This window comes from Streptomyces sp. NPDC023481 (assembly GCF_055560195.1).
Genome location: NZ_JBVHJE010000003.1, coordinates 401,156 through 418,078, shown reverse-complemented (window position 1 = coordinate 418,078; position 16,923 = coordinate 401,156). Strand labels below are relative to the sequence as shown.

Annotated in this window: 13 protein-coding genes; 9 read left to right on the top strand and 4 right to left on the bottom strand. The window is 72.4% G+C overall.

Features of this window, described 5'->3' with window-relative positions; genetic code table 11:
* Positions 1 to 360: 360 nt before the first annotated feature.
* Positions 361 to 570: a hypothetical protein gene (locus ACZ3ZD_RS09395; protein WP_467395157.1), complete on the bottom strand. Its 210-nt coding sequence runs from the start codon at positions 568 to 570 to the stop codon at positions 361 to 363.
* Positions 571 to 1,035: 465 nt separating this feature from the next.
* On the opposite strand from ACZ3ZD_RS09395, the gene ACZ3ZD_RS09390 reads away from it, so the two are divergent.
* Together ACZ3ZD_RS09390 and ACZ3ZD_RS09385 are read left to right on the top strand one after the other, a co-directional pair.
* Complete coding sequence (locus tag ACZ3ZD_RS09390; protein ID WP_467395156.1) at positions 1,036 to 2,277, top strand: serine hydrolase domain-containing protein; 1,242 nt, start codon at positions 1,036 to 1,038, stop codon at positions 2,275 to 2,277.
* Between the two features lie 321 nt (positions 2,278 to 2,598).
* Positions 2,599 to 3,219, top strand: a complete 621-nt coding sequence (locus ACZ3ZD_RS09385; RefSeq protein WP_467395155.1) for an L-threonylcarbamoyladenylate synthase — start codon at positions 2,599 to 2,601, stop codon at positions 3,217 to 3,219.
* Between the two features lie 79 nt (positions 3,220 to 3,298).
* Here ACZ3ZD_RS09385 and ACZ3ZD_RS09380 read toward each other — a convergent pair whose 3' ends face one another.
* Entirely contained in the window at positions 3,299 to 3,910 is a 612-nt protein-coding gene (locus tag ACZ3ZD_RS09380; protein WP_467395154.1) for a TetR/AcrR family transcriptional regulator, read from the bottom strand.
* 45 nt (positions 3,911 to 3,955) lie between these two features.
* On the opposite strand from ACZ3ZD_RS09380, the gene ACZ3ZD_RS09375 reads away from it, so the two are divergent.
* From ACZ3ZD_RS09375 to ACZ3ZD_RS09365, 3 genes are all read left to right on the top strand, one after another.
* Positions 3,956 to 5,224, top strand: coding sequence for an MFS transporter (locus ACZ3ZD_RS09375; RefSeq protein WP_467395153.1), 1,269 nt, complete (start codon positions 3,956 to 3,958; stop codon positions 5,222 to 5,224).
* A 151-nt stretch (positions 5,225 to 5,375) separates the two neighbouring features.
* On the top strand, positions 5,376 to 6,131 hold the full coding sequence (locus ACZ3ZD_RS09370; protein WP_467395152.1) for a dienelactone hydrolase family protein: 756 nt from the start codon (positions 5,376 to 5,378) through the stop codon (positions 6,129 to 6,131).
* 185 nt (positions 6,132 to 6,316) lie between these two features.
* Positions 6,317 to 7,516, top strand: coding sequence for a glycoside hydrolase family 64 protein (locus ACZ3ZD_RS09365; protein WP_467395151.1), 1,200 nt, complete (start codon positions 6,317 to 6,319; stop codon positions 7,514 to 7,516).
* A gap of 58 nt (positions 7,517 to 7,574) precedes the next feature.
* Here ACZ3ZD_RS09365 and ACZ3ZD_RS09360 read toward each other — a convergent pair whose 3' ends face one another.
* A complete protein-coding gene (locus tag ACZ3ZD_RS09360) occupies positions 7,575 to 9,974 on the bottom strand; it encodes a M4 family metallopeptidase (protein ID WP_467395150.1) in 2,400 nt (799 codons plus the stop codon).
* A 291-nt stretch (positions 9,975 to 10,265) separates the two neighbouring features.
* On the opposite strand from ACZ3ZD_RS09360, the gene ACZ3ZD_RS09355 reads away from it, so the two are divergent.
* From ACZ3ZD_RS09355 to ACZ3ZD_RS09340, 4 genes are all read left to right on the top strand, one after another.
* A complete protein-coding gene (locus ACZ3ZD_RS09355) occupies positions 10,266 to 11,081 on the top strand; it encodes an SAM-dependent methyltransferase (protein ID WP_467395149.1) in 816 nt (271 codons plus the stop codon).
* A 112-nt stretch (positions 11,082 to 11,193) separates the two neighbouring features.
* Entirely contained in the window at positions 11,194 to 12,696 is a 1,503-nt protein-coding gene (locus tag ACZ3ZD_RS09350) for a metallophosphoesterase family protein (RefSeq protein WP_467395148.1), read from the top strand.
* A gap of 67 nt (positions 12,697 to 12,763) precedes the next feature.
* Complete coding sequence (locus ACZ3ZD_RS09345; protein WP_467395147.1) at positions 12,764 to 13,795, top strand: LLM class flavin-dependent oxidoreductase; 1,032 nt, start codon at positions 12,764 to 12,766, stop codon at positions 13,793 to 13,795.
* Between the two features lie 127 nt (positions 13,796 to 13,922).
* Positions 13,923 to 14,534 (top strand): DNA polymerase ligase N-terminal domain-containing protein, encoded by a 612-nt coding sequence (locus ACZ3ZD_RS09340; RefSeq protein ID WP_467395146.1) that lies wholly within the window; start codon positions 13,923 to 13,925, stop codon positions 14,532 to 14,534.
* Between the two features lie 45 nt (positions 14,535 to 14,579).
* Here ACZ3ZD_RS09340 and ACZ3ZD_RS09335 read toward each other — a convergent pair whose 3' ends face one another.
* The gene (locus tag ACZ3ZD_RS09335; protein ID WP_467395145.1) at positions 14,580 to 16,910 is read right to left on the bottom strand and encodes an ATP-binding SpoIIE family protein phosphatase; all 2,331 of its coding nucleotides are present in this window, start codon (positions 16,908 to 16,910) and stop codon (positions 14,580 to 14,582) included.
* Positions 16,911 to 16,923: the final 13 nt, after the last annotated feature.

The window sequence follows — 16,923 nt, the reverse complement described above, 5'->3', positions numbered from 1 at the left end:
GGCCTCGGCCGGGTGCCGCGGGAAGCCGCCGGCGGTCCTGTTCATCCGGGCCATCGGCACCGGTCCGCAGCGGTTCCCGGGCGCGCCCTGGAGAGCTGACGCCCGCCTGCCCCCGGCGGCGCGCCGGGTCGGCTCCTCCGTGCCGCCGGACCGACGGGGGCTGGGTGGGCGCCGGACTGCGGCGCGCGGCCGGGGCTCCTGGATCGCCGTACCGCCGCACCGGCCGACCGCTTGCCGGAGTGACTCGCTCCGCCCGAGGGCCACCGGCACGCTCCGTGCGCCCGGCCTTCCGGAGGACGCGTCGCAGCAGGCCGACGGCACGCCGACGGGTGCTCGCGCCGTTGTGCGGGCGGTGGCCGGTCAGAGGGGGCCGGGCTCGCGCCGGGTGTAGAGGGCGAGACCGGAGAGGGCGGACCACAGCGCGTCGGGTTCCGCCGGGACGGTCCGCCCCCGCGCCCGCCACTCCGCGACGAGGCCGGCGTAGATCGGCTCCGGGGTGAGGTCCGCCCGGTGCGGTCCGCGCATCCGGTCCACCCAGTCCATCCGGTCCATCCAGTCCAAACGGTTCATGCCCGGGCAACGTCCGGGACCCGCCTCCGGTACGCCCCGCACCGCGCGCTCACCGGGTCGGGTGAGGCCATCCCTCGAACGGGGCGTTCCACCCGTCGGACAAGCATGCCGCTCCGCTCGGTGGGGGCGGCGGGCGCGGACCGTCGCCAGGGGCGCGGACGTCGCCGTAGGAGATGCGGGTCTTCGGGCGTCATCCGGCCACCCGGCTCCGGGTCCGGTCAGCGGGCCTCGCTCACCACCCGGCCCGGCGCGGCATCGCGGGCCCCTGAGGGGTCTCCGGCCCTGATTCTGGGGACCGAGCGGTCTCCCGCGTCGACGCGCGCCCCGCGCATCCCGCTCCTATGCTGGGAAGGTCCTGCCGGAAAAGGCCTGCTCGAAGGCCTGCTGGAACGGTCCTGCGGGTCAGGTCCGGGCTCCGACGTCCGCCCCGCGCACGGTCGCCTCTCACGTGCTTGGAGTCAGCCCATGTCGCCTACCTCCGTACGTCTGCGCCGGGCGGCCATGGTCGCCGTACTGGCCGGCACGCTGCTCGTGCCGGTCACGGCGGGGGCGGCACCGGCCGCCGTACCGGCCGCGTTCGCCGCCGGCACGCCCAGCCCGTCGCCGTCCGGGCCGGACGTCCGCTCCCTCTCCCCCGACGTGACACGCCGGCTCGACGCCTCGATTCAACGGGTGATGCGGGAGGCGAACGTGCCGGGCGTGACCGTCGGAGTCTGGACGCCGGGGCAGCGCGGTTACGTCCGTTCGTTCGGCGTCGCCGACAAGGCGACCGGCCGGAAGATGACCCCGGACCTGTACACGCGCATCGGCAGCGAGACGAAGACGTTCACCGTGACGGCACTGCTGCAACTGGTGGACCAGGGAAAGGCCGGCCTCGACGACACGATCGACAAGTACGTCGACGGCGTCCCGAACGGCCACAGGATCACCCTGCGGCAACTGGCCGGCATGCGCAGCGGGCTGTTCAACTACTCCGAGGACGACGGCTTCTTCAAGGCGCTCACCTCGAACCCCCGCCGCTCCTTCACCCCGCAGCAGCTGCTGGCCTACTCCTTCCGGCATCCGGTGATGTTCCAGCCGGGCCAGAAGTTCTTCTACTCCAACACGAACCTGATCCTGCTCGGCCTGGTCGTGGAGAAGAAGAGCGGGCAGCGGCTCGCGGACTACCTCAAGCAGCACATCCTCGACCCGGCCGGCATGAAGCACACGTCCCTGCCGAGCGGCAGCCGGTTCCCCAGCCCGCACGCGCTGGGCTACACCAACCAGACGGCGAACGGCAAGGTCGCCGACGCCACCGGCTGGAACCCCTCCTGGGGCTGGGCGGCCGGGGCGATGGTCTCCACCCTGGACGATCTGCGCGTCTGGGCACCCGCGGTGGCGACCGGTGAACTGCCCGACGGCAAGCGGATGATCAGCCGCGCCACGCAGCGGCAACGGCTCATCACGCCGGCGACGTCGATCCCGGGCGCCGGGTACGGGCTGGGCATCTTCACCGTGCACGGCTGGATCGGCCACAACGGCTCCCTGCCCGGCTACGAGTCGCTGACCATCTACCTCCCGGCGACGCGGACGACCCTCGTCGTGGTCCTCAACACCGACATCGACCACGCCCACCAGGAGCCCAGCACGCTGTTCGGCCAGGCGATCACCCAGATCGTCTCCCCGCAGCACGTGTTCAACCTGCCGGCCCAGCCGGCGGCCAGGTGAGGCACCGACTCCCTCGGTCTCCCGTCCCATTGGGCCCGCACCAGGTACGGCCCGCCGCTCATGGCTCCGCCGGCGGCCTGGGGGGGTGGCCGCCGGCGGAGACGCCGCGCCCGGGGCGGGGGGAGAGGGCCCTGGGCGGCTCAGAGGTCGGATGCCCTCGAATCCGGGGAGCACACACGGGAGTTTCCGCCGTCCGGAGCAGTGTCAGCGGATGCCGCTACCAGGGGGCACGCGTGCAGGTCGTTACGAGAGGCGGGTGCCGCTCTCGATCACGGCGGAGCCGAGCGCGCCTCGCGGCGCCGGACGGCATAAGCTCGGCGGATGGCGAAGTACTTCGACGTGCACCCCGACAACCCGCAGCCGCGCAGCATCGGCCAAGTCGCCGACGCGGTCCGCTCGGGGGCGCTCATCGCATATCCGACCGACTCCTGCTACGCGCTCGGCTGCCGGCTGGGCAGCCGGGACGGCATGGACCGGATCCGCTCCATCCGCCGGCTGGACGACCGGCACCACTTCACGCTGATGTGCCGGGACTTCGCGCAGCTCGGCCAGTTCGTCCGGGTGGACAACGACGTGTTCCGGGCCGTGAAGGCCTCGACGCCGGGCAGCTACACGTTCATCCTGCCCGCCACCCGCGAGGTGCCGCGCATGCTCCAGCACCCGAAGAAGAAGACCGTGGGCGTACGCATCCCCGACCACGTGGTCACCCAGGCACTGCTCGAGGAGCTGGGCGAGCCGCTGGTGTCCAGCACGCTGCTGCTGCCGGACGAGGAGGAGCCGATGACCCAGGGCTGGGAGATCAAGGACCGCCTCGACCACGTGGTGGACGCGGTGGTCGACTCCGGCGACTGCGGCACCGAGCCGACGACGGTGGTCGACTTCTCCTCCGGCGAGGCGGAAATCGTCCGACGCGGCGCCGGCGACCCCGACCGCTTCGAGTGAACGAGCGGGCCACACCGAGGGCACCCGCGAACAGACGGGACACCGGCCGCGGTGACGGACCGTCGTCGCAGTAGCCGCCTCACTCCGAGCCGGTCGGCGGGGCGAACAGGTACCGGTCCATCATGAGTGCCGCGTCGGCCAGAATCTCCGCGTCCCCCATGGGGTCGTCGCGGAAGGCGAGGTCGAGGAGGGTGCTGCCGACCTCGACGGCGAGGCGGCCCCGTCGACGTGATGCGGCGGTGTCCGGCATCCCGTACCCCCGGACGAGGGCGCGGTGCACCCGGTCGGCGATCTCGTGATCGGTCTGCCGGGTGACGGCTCGCAGTGACGCGATGCGGGGGCCGTGGTACCAGATGCGACGGTAGCCGGGCTCGTCGCGGAAGCGGTCGGCGTACGCGGTGATCAGCTTTTCCAACAGGTCCTGCGAGCGTTCGGGGAGCGGCTCGGCGGTGACGCGTTCGGCGATCCGCACATCCGCCTGAAGCCAGCCGCGCATCAGCGAGGCGACGATCGCTTCCTTGTCGGCGAAGTACCGGTACAGCACGCCGACCGACACTCCGGCCTCGGCCGCGATCAGCTTGGTGCTCAGATCGTCGTAGGCGGTCGTCTCCAGCAGGGAAGCCGTCACATCGAGGATGCGGGCGACCTTCTCCCGACTGCGTTGCTGCTGCGGCTCGTGCATGTCGGCCATCGAACTCCTTGACACCTCCCCAAAACCCGAACCAGAGTCTAGTTCATGTTTTTGTCCAGAGGCGTCACCCGCACGAAGCTCGGGCCGGACTTCCAGCGCGTCTGGACCTCGGTGACCGTCTCCAGCCTCGGCGACGGAATGCGCTTCGTCGCTCTGCCCCTGCTCGCGGCCCGGCTCACCTCCGATCCTCGACAGGTCACCTTCGTCTACGTGGCCGAGCAACTGCCCCTGCTCCTGTTCGGCCTCCTCTCGGGCGCCGTGGCGGACCGCTTCGACCGCCGTCGCATCCTGTGGGCCGTCGACGCCGTCCGAGCCGTGACCGTCGGGGCGCTCGCCGTCGCGGTGGCAGCCGGCGCGCTGACGGTGCTGCTGCTGGCCGGCGTCGGTTTCCTTCTCGGGCTCGGGCAGACCCTCTACAACGGAGCATGGTCGGGCATCGTGCCGACGCTGGTCGCCTCCCCCGAACTGACACGGGCCAACGCCCGTCTGCAGTCCGGTTCGCTCATGACCGACACTCTCGTCGGCACCCCGCTGGGCGCTGTGCTCTTCGGCGTCGGGGCCGCGCTTCCCTTCGCCGTGGACGCGGTGTCGTTCGCCGCCGCCGCCGTACTGGCCCTGACGCTGAGCGGCGACTTCCGTCCACGGCCGCGAGCCGCACCGCACCCCCGGAGGAGGCTGCTGGGCGACACCGGTCAAGGGGTGCGCTGGCTCTGGGGCCGGCCTGTGCTCCGTCGTCTCTGCCTGACGTCCGGGATCACCAACTTCGTGGGCGGGGGTCTCATCGCCATCCTGGTGCTCTACGCCCGGCAGACCCTGGGCCTGACCGGTTACGGATTCGCCCTGTTGGTCGCCTCCTTCGCGATCGGCGGCACAGCGGGGGCGATGGCGACCCCCCGCCTGTGCGCCCGTTTCGGCACCCCCCGGGTCCTGCGGCTGACCGCCGCGGTCACCGCAGGCACCGCAGTCGTCGCCGGCGCGGCCTCCTCGGGCCTCGTCGCGGCCGCGTCCATCGCCGCGTACGGAGCGGCGAACCTGGCATGGAACGTGACCGCGGTCTCCCTCCGCCAGGCACTCGTCCCCGCTCACCTGCTGGGGCGCGTCGGCATGGCCTACCAGATGGTCGTCGGCGGCGGAATCACGCTCGGCGCGGTGCTCGCGGGCCTTGGAGCCGACGCCTTCGGGCTCCGTGCCCCCTTCTTCATCGGCGGCGCTCTGCTCCTCGCCGCGAGCCTGGTCAGCATGCGTCACGCCGGCCACGGCACTCCGGCACCCTGTGGCTCGACGGGACCGGCGGAACCGGGCGGCAACCCGTGAACCGTCGTTCGCGGAGTCACCGATCGTTTCGAGTGAGCCGTCGGGACGCCGGGTGCGGGTACTCGCGAGGGGCGTGGCAGCATGGCCCTACCCGTGGCGCCGGGCGGCGTTCGCCGTTCGTTGCGCATGTCCGAGGGAGGGCCTTCTCACGATGACCGACGTCCAGGCGACCGCCGTCGACATCCCCACCGAGGACGGCGTGGCCGACGCCTACCTCGTCCATCCGGCCGACGGCCGTCCCCGTCCGGCGGTCCTCTTCTACCAGGACGCGTACGGCCTGCGCCCGCAGCTGCGTGCGATGGCGGACCGGCTCGCCGGCGCCGGGTACACGGTGCTGGTGCCGAACGTGTTCTACCGCGAGGGCCGGGCGCCGGTCGTGGAGTTGCCCGAGTTCATCGACCCGGGCGCCGACCCGTCCATCTGGGAGCGGCTCGGCCCGATCCTGGGCGCCCTGACCCCGGATCTGGTCAAGCGGGACGCGGACGCCTATCTGCGGTGGCTGGCCGACAGCCCCCTCGTGTCCGACGGCCCGGTGGCGCTGACCGGCTACTGCATGGGCGCCCGGCTCGCGCTGTGGACCGCCGGCTCGCACCCGGACCGGGTCGCGGCGGTGGCCGGGTTCCACGGCGGGCGACTGGCCACCGACGACGTGGACAGCCCGCACCTGGAGGCCCGGAACATCACCGCGGAGCTGTACTTCGGGCACGCCGACGAGGACCCGTCGCTGCCCCCGGAGCAGATCGAGCGCTTCGAGGAGGCCCTGACCTCCGCGGGCGTACGGCACACCTGCGAGGTCTACCGCGGTGCCGCGCACGGCTACACCCAGGCGGACACCCCCGCGTACCACCCGGAGGCCACCGAGCGGCACTGGGCCGCGCTGCTCGACCTGCTCGCGCGCACCTTCTGACACCGGGCCCGGCGTCCGCTCCCGCAGGGGTCGCCGGGCCCACCGCTCCCCCGCCCGCCCCTTCGTGTCCGTGACATTTCCTGTCCATGTCATTGACATGAACTGGTCCCCGTATCAACCTGAGAGCGCTCTCAAGCAGGTACGGACCAACTCCGTGCCGCCCCGACCCCCCACGGAGGTGGAGAGTGCCTCACACGCTCACCCGCCGCGCGCTGCCCCTGACCGCCGCCACGGCGCTGGTCGGCGGGCTGCTCGCCCTCGGCGCGCCGGGCCCCGCCGGTGCCGCCGTCCCCGACACCATCCCCCTGAAGATCACCAACAACTCGGGCCGTTCCGAACCCGTCTACGTCTACGACCTCGGCACCCAGCTGTCCTCGGGACAGCAGGGCTGGGCCGACGCGAACGGTGGCTTCCACGCCTGGCCGGCCGGTGGGAACCCGCCGACGCCCGCGCCGGACGCGGCGATACCCGGGCCGGCCGCCGGCCAGTCCAAGACGATCCGCATCCCCAAGTTCTCCGGCCGGATCTACTTCTCCTACGGCCGGAAACTGGACTTCAGACTGACCACCGGCGGGCTGGTCCAGCCGGCCGTGCAGAATCCCTCCGACCCCAACCGGAACATCCTGTTCAACTGGTCGGAGTACACACTCAACGACTCCGGCCTGTGGCTCAACAGCACACAGGTGGACATGTTCTCGGCGCCCTACGCGGTCGGCGTGCAGCGGGCCGACGGCAGTGTGAGCAGCACCGGGCACCTGAAGTCCGGTGGCTGGACCGGCTTCTTCAACGCGCTGCGCGGACAGCCGGGCGGGTGGGCGGGTCTGATCCAGACCGGCTCCGACGGCACCGTGCTGCGCGCGCTGTCCCCGCTGTACGGCGTGGAGACCGGCGCGCTGCCGGCGAACGCGATGGACGACTACGTGAACCGGGTCTGGCAGAAGTACACGACCTCGACGCTGACCGTCACGCCGTTCGCGGACCAGCCGAACACGAAGTACTACGGCCGTGTCTCCGGGAACGTCATGAACTTCACCAACTCCTCCGGCGCGGTCGTCACCAGCTTCCAGAAGCCCGACGCGTCCAGCATCTTCGGCTGCCACAAGCTGCTGGACGCGCCCAACGACCAGGTGCGCGGGCCCATCTCCCGTACGCTGTGCGCCGGTTTCAACCGGTCGACCCTGCTGGTGAACCCCAACCAGCCGGACACCACGACGGCGAACTTCTACCAGGACGCGGTGACCAACCAGTACGCACGCAAGATCCACGCGCAGATGGCCGACGGCAAGGCGTACGCGTTCGCCTTCGACGACGTCGGCAACCAGGAGTCGCTGGTGCACGACGGCAGCCCGCAACAGGCGTATCTGACGCTGGATCCGCTCAGCTGACACGGCGCGGTCCCGCACCCCGGGGTACGGGGTGCGGGACCGCGGCGGTGCGGGGTGCTCAGCCGGTCGTCAGGGCGGTGTCGTCCACGACGAAGCTGGTCTGCAGCGAGGAGTCCTCCACGCCGTTGAACTTCAGCGTGACCGTCGAGCCCGCCAGCGAGGACAGGTCGAAGGTCTTCTGGCTGTAGCCGGAGGCCGCGTTGAGGTTCGAGTAGGTGGCGAGGGTCTTCGAACCGGCGGTCACCGTCAGCTTGTCGTACTGGGTGGCGGCGGTCTCGGCGGTGTCGATGTGCAGGTAGAAGGTCAGGGTCGCCTTGCAGCCCGCGGGGATCGTCACCGACTGGGACACGGTGTCGGTGTGCGAGGAGCCGTACCCGTCCAGCCAGGCCTTGTACGAGCCGCCGTGGGCCGCCTCACCGCTGTCGGTGGTGATGACGCCGCTGGTCGCGGTCCAGCCGGTGGTGCCGGACTCGAAGCCGGGGTTGCTCAGCAGCTGTGCGGAGGTGCAGCCGCCGCCGGTCGCGCTGACCGTCCAGGTGAAGGTGGCGGTGCCGGTGGCGCCGGTGGAGTCGGTCACCGTGACGGTGGTGCTGGAGGTGCCCGCCGCGGTGGGCGTGCCGGTGATCAGGCCGGTGGAGCTGTTGATCGACAGCCCGGCCGGCAGACCGGAGGCGCTGTAGGTCAGCGCGCCGCTGTTGGTGCTGCTCGCCTGGATCTGCAGGCTCACGGCGGTGCCGACGGTGGCGGACTGGTTGCCCGGGTTGGTGACCGTCACCCCGCTGCTCGGCGGGTTGATGTGGCTGCCGACGTTGATGCCGGCGAAGGCGTTGCCCACGCCCGCGTACTGCGTGGAGTTGGTGCCGTACAGCGCGGCGGCTGCGTTGAGGGCGGCGGTGCGGGCTCCGGCGTAGTCGGTGCTGGACGTCATGTACGACGTCAGCGCCTTGTACCAGATCTTCAGCGCGGCGTCGCGGCCGATGCCGGTGACGGCCACGCCGTCGGAGGTCGGGCTGTTGTACGTCACACCGTTGATGACCTTGGTGCCGCTGCCCTCGGAGAGCAGGTAGAACATGTGGTTCGCCGGGCCCGAGGAGTAGTGCACGTCCAGGCCGCCCACGCCGGAGTACCAGCTGTCGGCCGAGCCGCCGTCCTTGCTGGGCTTGTCCATGTAGCGCAGCGGGGTGCCGTCGCCGTTGATGTCGATCTTCTCGCCGATGAGGTAGTCACCGGGGTCGCTGGCGTTGTTGGCGTAGAACTCCACGCCGGTGCCGAAGATGTCGGAGGTGGCCTCGTTCAGGCCGCCGGACTCACCGGAGTACTCCAGGCCCGCGGTGTTGGAGGTGACGCCGTGGCTCATCTCGTGGCCGGCCACGTCCAGCGAGGTCAGCGGGTCGTTGTTGCCGGAGCCGTCGCCGTAGGTCATGCAGAAGCAGCTGTCGTCCCAGAACGCGTTCACGTACGCGTTGCCGTAGTGGACCCGGGAGTACGCGCCCACGCCGTCGTTCTTGATGCCGCTGCGGCCGAAGGTGTTCTTGTAGAAGTCCCAGGTCTCCTGCGCCCCGTAGTGCGCGTCGGCGCCCGCGGTGGCGGCGTTGGAGTTGGTGCCGTCGCCCCAGGTGTCGTTGGTCTGGGAGAACAGCGTGCCGGTGCCGGAAGTGCCGTGGTTCAGGTTGTACGTCTTGTGGCCGCCGCGCGCCCCGTCGGTGAGCGTGTACGTCGAGCCCGACTGGGTCGTCGTCAGCGTGACCTGTCCGCTGTACCTGGTCTTGCCGACGCCGGTGTCGATCGCCTGGTACCGGTACAGCTCCTTGCCCGTGGTGGCGTCGGTGACGACGTGCAGCGCGCTGGGCGTGCCGTCGTCCTGGAAGCCTCCGACGACCGTCTCCCAGGCGAGCTTCGGGGTGCCGTTGCCGGCCCAGATCACCTTGCGGGCGCTGTCGGCGGAGGGCTTGTCGGCACGCAGGGACTTGGCGGTCCTCAGGGCCGCGGTCGTGGCGGCGGCCCTGCTGACGGTCGGGGTGGTGGAACGCACCTTGATAGTGTGCCTGTTGTTGAAGGTGGTGCTCACCGTCCCCTTGGCCAGCGAGGCGGGCGGGGTGTGCACGACGAGGTCGCCGCCGAGGACGGGCAGCCCGGCGTAGGTGCGCTCGTACCGGGTGTGCAGCGTGCCGTCGTTGTCCTTGACGACGTCCTTGACGACCAGCTTCTCCTGCGCGCCGAGGCCGAGGCTGCGGGCGGTCGTGGCGGTGTGCTGCCGGGCGCTCTCCATCAGTGCCTGGTGCTGGGCGGGGCTGAGTGCGGCCGTCAGGCCGCCGGCGCGCAGCGGGCCGGGGTGGGCGGCGGCCGGGGTGGCGGTCGCCGGGACGGCCTGCAGGCCGACGGCGAGGAACGCCGCGGTGGAGACCAGGGCGGCTCCGACCGTGGCCCGCTTGCGGGGAAGGGGTCTGTGGGGTCTCACTCGTACTCCTCCTGCTGCGGCCGCCGTCCGGCGGCCGGTGACAGACGGGCAGAGAGGTCTGCTGCCCGGGCGAGCTGAGCTGTGCGGGACCCTGATCCGTGCACCGGTGGGGTGGATCAGCGTGCGGCGAGAATGACAGCATTGACGATGCCATGTCACCTTGTGGGTGGTCATTCGAGGGTTTTCCCTATCGGTTCGAGGAACCGAACGAGGGGGCGGCGCGCGGCGGTTCGGCGTAGGTTGGGCCGCGGCTGACGACCTCACGCCCTGGCTGAGAAGGGGACACGACTCATGACCGATCCGGCCACGACGCCCGAGCGGGCCGCTCTCCACACGATCGACACGTCGGTGCCGCACTCGGCCCGCATCTGGAACTACTGGCTCGGCGGCAAGGACAACTACCCGGTGGACGAGCGGGCGGGCGACGCCTACACCGCCGTCTTCCCCGGCATCGTCGCCATCGCCCGGGGCAGTCGTGCCTTCCTGCGCCGGGGCATCGGGTACCTCGTCTCCCAGGTGGGCATCCGGCAGTTCCTGGACGTCGGCACCGGCCTGCCGACCGCCGACAACACCCACGAGGTGGCCCAGCGGCTCGCCCCCGAGGCGCGGATCGTGTACGTCGACAACGACCCGATGGTCCTCGCCCACGCCCGGGCCCTGCTGTGCTCCTCCGCCGAGGGCGCGACGGCCTACATCGACGCGGATGTGACGGACCCGGACCGGATCCTCACCGCCGCCGCCGAGACGCTGGACCTCACCCGGCCCACCGCGCTCATCCTGAGCAACATCCTCGGCCATGTCGCCGACCACGCCCGGGCCCGCTCCCTCGTGGACCGGCTCATGGGCGCGCTGCCGTCGGGCAGTCACCTCCTGCTCAACGACGGGTCGCTCGGCGTCGACCCGGTCTTCGAACAGGCCCAGGAGGCCTACAACAACAGCGGCGCCGTCCCCTACAACCTGCGCACGGTCGAGGAGATCACCTCGTTCTTCGACGGCCTGGAGCTCGTCGAACCCGGGGTGGTGCCGGTCACCCGGTGGCGCCCGGAGCCCGGTCCGGCCGCCCCGGAGACCGTCGCCGAGCACGGGGGCGTGGCGAGGAAGCCGTAACCGCGGGGGGACACGTGCGTCCTCTGGTACGGCAAGGGGCCGGAGTGACGCGGGCGTTGGCAGGGACCCCCGGTGCCCCCCGCCCGACCGGCGCGTTGTTAGCGTGCACCGCGTGTCTGACTCCTCACGCGAAACCGCACAGGGCGCCGGCTGGGGCGCGGCCGAACCCGGTTCCTACAGGCGGCTGATGCCCGGCCACGTCGAGAAGCTGTCGTGGCTGAACCCCCGGATTTTGTGGGCCGCCCGCAACGGCGTGCTGGCGTCCTGGTTCGGGGACCCGACCGGCCGTACCCGCAGCCGCTGGGTGGCCCGGCGCGCGGCGGCGGGCGTGCCCGCCGACAAGGTGATCCGGCGGGAGGTACCGGAGCGGTTCTCCTTCATGGTCCTGGGGGACACCGGTGAGGGGGACGATCCCCAGTACGCCGTCGTGCCGGGACTGCTGAAGGAGAGCCGGGGCACCGAGTTCGCGGTGATCGCCAGCGACGTCATCTATCCCGTCGGCGCCGCCGACGACTACGGCAGCAAGTTCTTCCGCCCCTACCAGGACTATCCCGCGCCGATCTACGCCGTTCCGGGCAACCACGACTGGTACGAGGGCCTCGGCGCCTTCATGCGCGTCTTCTGCGCCGACACCCCGCCGCTCGACCCCGAGCCCCGGCCCCGTCCGCTCACCCGCGCCTGGTGGCGGTCCCTGCTGTGGCACCGGCCGCGCCCCGCCGACGGTCAACGCCTCGCACAGGAGCGGACGTTGCGGTCGGCGCCGGGCCAGCAGGCCGAACAGCCGGGCCCGTACTGGGCGATCGACGCGGGCTCGGTGCGGATCGTCGGGATCGACACCGGTCTGCTGGGCACGATCGACGCCGAACAGGGCGCCTGGCTGCGGGAGGTCTCGAAGGGGCCCCGGCCCAAGATCCTCATCACCGGGTCCCCGTTGTACGTCGACGGCGAACACCACCCCTGCCCCATCGAGGGCGGCGGCACGGTGGACGGCATCGTCCGGGCCCCCGAGCACCACTACGTGGCCGCGATCGGCGGCGACATCCACAACTACCAGCGCTACCCGGTCGACGTCGACGGCCGCACCCTCCAGTACGTCGTCGCGGGCGGCGGCGGCGCCTTCATGCACGCCACGCACACCATCCCGCGGGTGTCGGTCGGCGGTGTCACCGAGCGGGAGTTCCGCTGCTATCCCCTGCGCGGCGACTCGCTCGCCTTCTACAGCCGGCTCTACGGCCGCCGGCTCCGGCTGCGCCGCTTCTTCACCCTGACGGAGGCGGAGGCGACGGCCGTGATCGCCGAACGCCTCGGCATCGAGCCCGCCCGCGCGCCCGACCCCGGCACCCGGGTCACCCGCCGGGTCCGCCTGGTCGCGGGCCTCCTCGGGGCCGGCCGCCGCCCGGACCACCGCACCCGGTTCCGGCTGCCGGTGCGGAAGATATACACCCAGTTGTTCTCGCCGTCGTCCGCCACCTACAGCCCGCCGTTCTTCAAGTGCTTCCTGCGGCTGGACGTCAGCCCGGACGCGGTCCGGCTGCGCTGTTTCGCCGCGACCGGCAACCGCGCGCAGGAACTCGAACCGCCGGTCGAGGACGAGGTCGTCATCCCGCTGAACTGATCACACGGTTGTCACACTCGCCTGCGAGAATCGGGGCGGAGCCGACGCCCGACCGCTGGAGGAGCCCGTGCCGTCCACGCCCCGCCCGCTGCGCAAGCTGGGTTTCCTCACCATCGGCCTGTTCGACGCGGCGGACCCGGGCCGGGGCCACGAGTCCACGCTGGAGCTCATCGAGCTGGGCGAGCGGCTGGGCTTCGACAGCGCCTGGGTCCGCCACCGGCACTTGCAGTACGGCATCTCGTCCCCGGTCGCCGTGCTGGCCGCCGCCTCGCAGCGCACCCGGCGGATCGGTCTGGGCACGGCGGTGATCCCGCTCGGCTGGGAGAACCCGCTGCGGCTCGCCGAGGACCTGGCGACGGTCGACATCCTGTCCGGCGGCCGCCTGAACCCGGGAGTCAGCGTGGGCCCGCCGATGCACTACGCGCAGGTCAAGGACGCCCTCTACCCGGACACCGCGGACGCGGAGGAGTTCGGGTACGAGCGGGTGCGGCGGCTGCTGGACCTGGTCCGCGGCAAGCCCGCCACCGACTTCAGCGGGGTGGAGGGCTTCGAGGTGTTCAGCGACGTCGTCCAGCCGCACTCCCCCGGGCTCGGCCGGCGGCTGTGGTACGGCGGCGGCAGCCTCGGCTCGGCCCGCTGGGCCGGCGAGCACGGCATGAACTTCCTGACCAGCAGCGTCGTCAAGGCCGGGGACGGCGAGGGGCCGCTGGACTTCGCCGAGATCCAGCGGTCCCACATCCGCGCGTTCCGGGCCCACCACCCCGACGGCGAGGCGGCCCGCGTCTCCCAGGGGCTGGTGGTGATCCCCACCGACTCGGCGAGCCCGGAGCAGCGCGCCCGATACGAGGCGTACGCGGCCGAGCGCCTGCCCCGCACGGCGGCCCCGCAGGGGCCGGCCCGGATGCTGTTCGCCCCGGACCTGGTAGGCACCTCCGAGGAGATCGCCGAACGCCTCCACGCGCACGCCGCCTTCCGTGAGGTCGACGAGGTGGCGTTCGCGCTGCCGTTCACCTTCGCCCACGAGGACTACGTCCAGATCCTGACGGACATGGCGACGAAGCTGGGCCCCGCGCTGGGATGGCGGCCGACGGCCACCTGACCGTCACCTACCACCCTCCGGGGACCGACGCCGTACCTGCGACCGCCGCCGGTCACGCTGCGCGGGCTGAACGGCCGGGCACGGGGTACCCGGGCGCGCGGAGGGCGCGTACGGAAAGGGGCCGCAGGTGGCAGCGGAGGACCGGCTGGGGACGTACCGCGGCAAGCGCGACTTCGAGCGGACACGGGAGCCGTCGGGGCGGGCGGCCCGGAGGCGGGGCGAGGAGCCCCGGTTCGTGGTGCAGATCCACGACGCGCGGCGGATGCACTTCGACTTCCGGCTCCAGGTCGGCGACGTCCTGAAGTCCTGGTCCGTACCCAGGGGTCCGTCCACCGACCCGGGGGACAAGCGGCTGGCGGTGCCGACCGAGGACCATCCGCTGGAGTACGAGGACTTCGAGGGGGTCATCCCGAAGGGCGAGTACGGCGGCGGCACCGTGATCGTGTGGGACCACGGGACGTACGAACCGCTCAGCCACGACCGCCGGGGCCGCCCGGTGGACTTCGCTCAGTCCCTGGAGCGCGGGCACGCCACCTTCCGGCTGCACGGGAGCAAGCTGCACGGCGAGTACGCCCTCACCCGCTTCCGGGACGGCTCGGACGGCGAGGTGGCCTGGCTGCTGGTGCGCAAGGGCCCGGCGCGCGCGGACGGGCACGGCACCCCGGATCCGCGGCGGGCCCGCTCGGTGCGGACCGGGCGCACGCTGGCCCAGGTCGCCGCCCAGGCCGACCAGGGCTGACCAGCCCTCCCCCACCGGGCTGTTCACCCCTCCGGCACGGGCGGGTCAGCCCTCGGGCAGGGGCTGTTCGGCCCAGATGGTCTTGCCGACGACCGTGTGCCGGCTGCCCCAGCGCTGGGTGAGCTGGGCGACGAGCAGCAGGCCCCGGCCGCCCTCGTCGTAGGCGTGCGCCCGGCGCAGGTGCGGGGAGGTGGCGCTGCCGTCGGAGACCTCGCAGATGAGGGCTCGGTCGCGGATCAGGCGTAGCTGGATGGGCGGCTCGCCGTAGCGGATGGCGTTGGTGACGAGTTCGCTGACGACGAGTTCGGTGACGAAGGCGGCCTCCGCCAGCCCCCAGTCGGCCAGTTGACCGGTGGCGGCCTGCCGGAACACCGCGACCTGGGCGGGGTCCGGCGGGACGTCCCAGGTGGCGACCCGGTCGTCGCCGAGGACTCGGGTGCGGACGAGGAGGAGGGCGACGTCGTCGCCGGGCTGGTCGGGCAGGACGGCCTTCAGGACGTCGTCGGCGAGGGCTTCGAGGGAGGCGGCGGGTGCGGTGAGGGCGCGGCGCAGCTCCTCCGTGGTGCCGTCCAGGTCCCGGTCGCGGTCCTCGATCAGGCCGTCGGTGTAGAGGGCGATGACCGAGCCCTCGGGCAGTTCCCGGTCGATCGCCTCGAACGGCAGTCCGCCCACCCCGAGCGGCGGCCCCGCGGTCATCGGGACGAACTCGGCGGCCTCGCCGGGCAGGATGAGGGCGGGGGCCGGGTGGCCGGCGGCGGCCGCGCAGAAGCGGCGGGAGACGGGGTCGTAGACGGCGTACAGGCAGGTCGCGCCGAGTTCGGCGACCTCCTCGCCACTGTCGTCGGCGGCGAGGTGGGTGACCAGGTCGTCGAGATGGGTGAGGAGTTCGTCGGGGGCCAGGTCGACGTCGGCGAGGGTGCGGACCGCCGTGCGGAGCCGGCCCATGGTGGCCGAGGACTGGATGCCGTGGCCCACCACGTCGCCCACGACCAGGCCGACCCGGCCGCCGGAGAGCGGGATGACGTCGAACCAGTCGCCGCCGATGCCGGCCACCGATCCGCACGGCAGATAGCGGTGGGCCACCTCGACCGCGGCCTGTCCGGGCAGGCCGCGCGGGAGGAGGCTGTGCTGGAGGGCGAGGGCGGTGGAGCGTTCCCGGGTGAAGCGGCGGGCGTTGTCGATGCAGACGGCGGCGCGGCTGGCGAGTTCCTCGGCGAAGACGGCGTCGTCGGGGCCGTAGTCCTCCGCGTGGGCCATGCGGACGCAGACCGCGACGCCCAGGGTGGTGCCGCGGGCCCGCAACGGCACCGCGATCATGGAGTGGGCGCCCTGCCGGAAGGGGCGGCCCTGCGGCGAGCGGGCGTTGCGCTCCTGGAGCCACTGCACGAACTCGGGGTCGCCGGCCTGGCTGAGCACCGCGCGGGCCTCGTGCAGCGCCCGGGCGGGCGGGGAGGTCGGCCGGTAGACGTCGGTCTCGCCGAGGTGGAGGGCCGCGCCGGGGTTGCCGGGGCGGGTGGAGCCGTGGGCGACGCGGCGCAGCTCGACCCCGCCCTCCGGGATCATCGGCGGCTCGTTGGCGCCGAGCACCCAGTCGAGCAGGTCGACACTGGCGAAGTCGGCGTACTGGGGGACGAGGATGCCGATCAGTTCCTCGGCGGTGCGCACCACGTCGAGGGTGGTGCCGATGCCGGTCGCGGCCTCGTTCAGCAGGGCGAGGCGACGCCGGGCCCAGTACTGCTCGCTGCTGTCGAAGGCGGCGAGGGCGACCGCGGTGGGGGCGCCGGAGTCGTCGCGCAGCGGCCACATCTCGATGCTCCACGCGTGTTCCCGGTTCGGGGCGGGGGCGCCGGTGAAGGCCTCGTAGCGGACGGGCCGGCCGGTCTCGGCGACCTGGCGCAGATGGGCCAGGAAACCCTGGCTGTACTCGGCGTTCCGGACGGTGTCGGCGCAGGGCCGGCCGAGCAGCGTCTCCTCGGGGACGCCCATGACCCGGCAGGCGGCGGCGTTCACGCGCAGGTAGCGCTGGCGGAGGTCGAAGACCGACATGGCGGTGGACGCCTGCTGGAAGGCCTGGGCGGCCAGGGCCGCGCCGCCGGGTCCGGCCGTGACCACGTAACCGGCGGGCTGTCCGTCGGCGCCGGTGAGCGGGCAGACGGTGAGGGGCACCTCGATCCGGTGGCCGTCGCGGTGGCGCACGGCGACCGGTCCGGCGCCGGCGGAGAGGAGGCCGCCCGGGACGTCCGCGGTCAGCAGGTCTGCCACCGGCCGGCCCACGACCTCACCGGCCGGGTGACCGGTGAGCAGCCGTGCGCCCTCACTCCATCCGGTCACCGTGCCGTGCGCGTCGATGACCGCCACCGCGGCGACATCCCTCATAGCCCCCAGGATG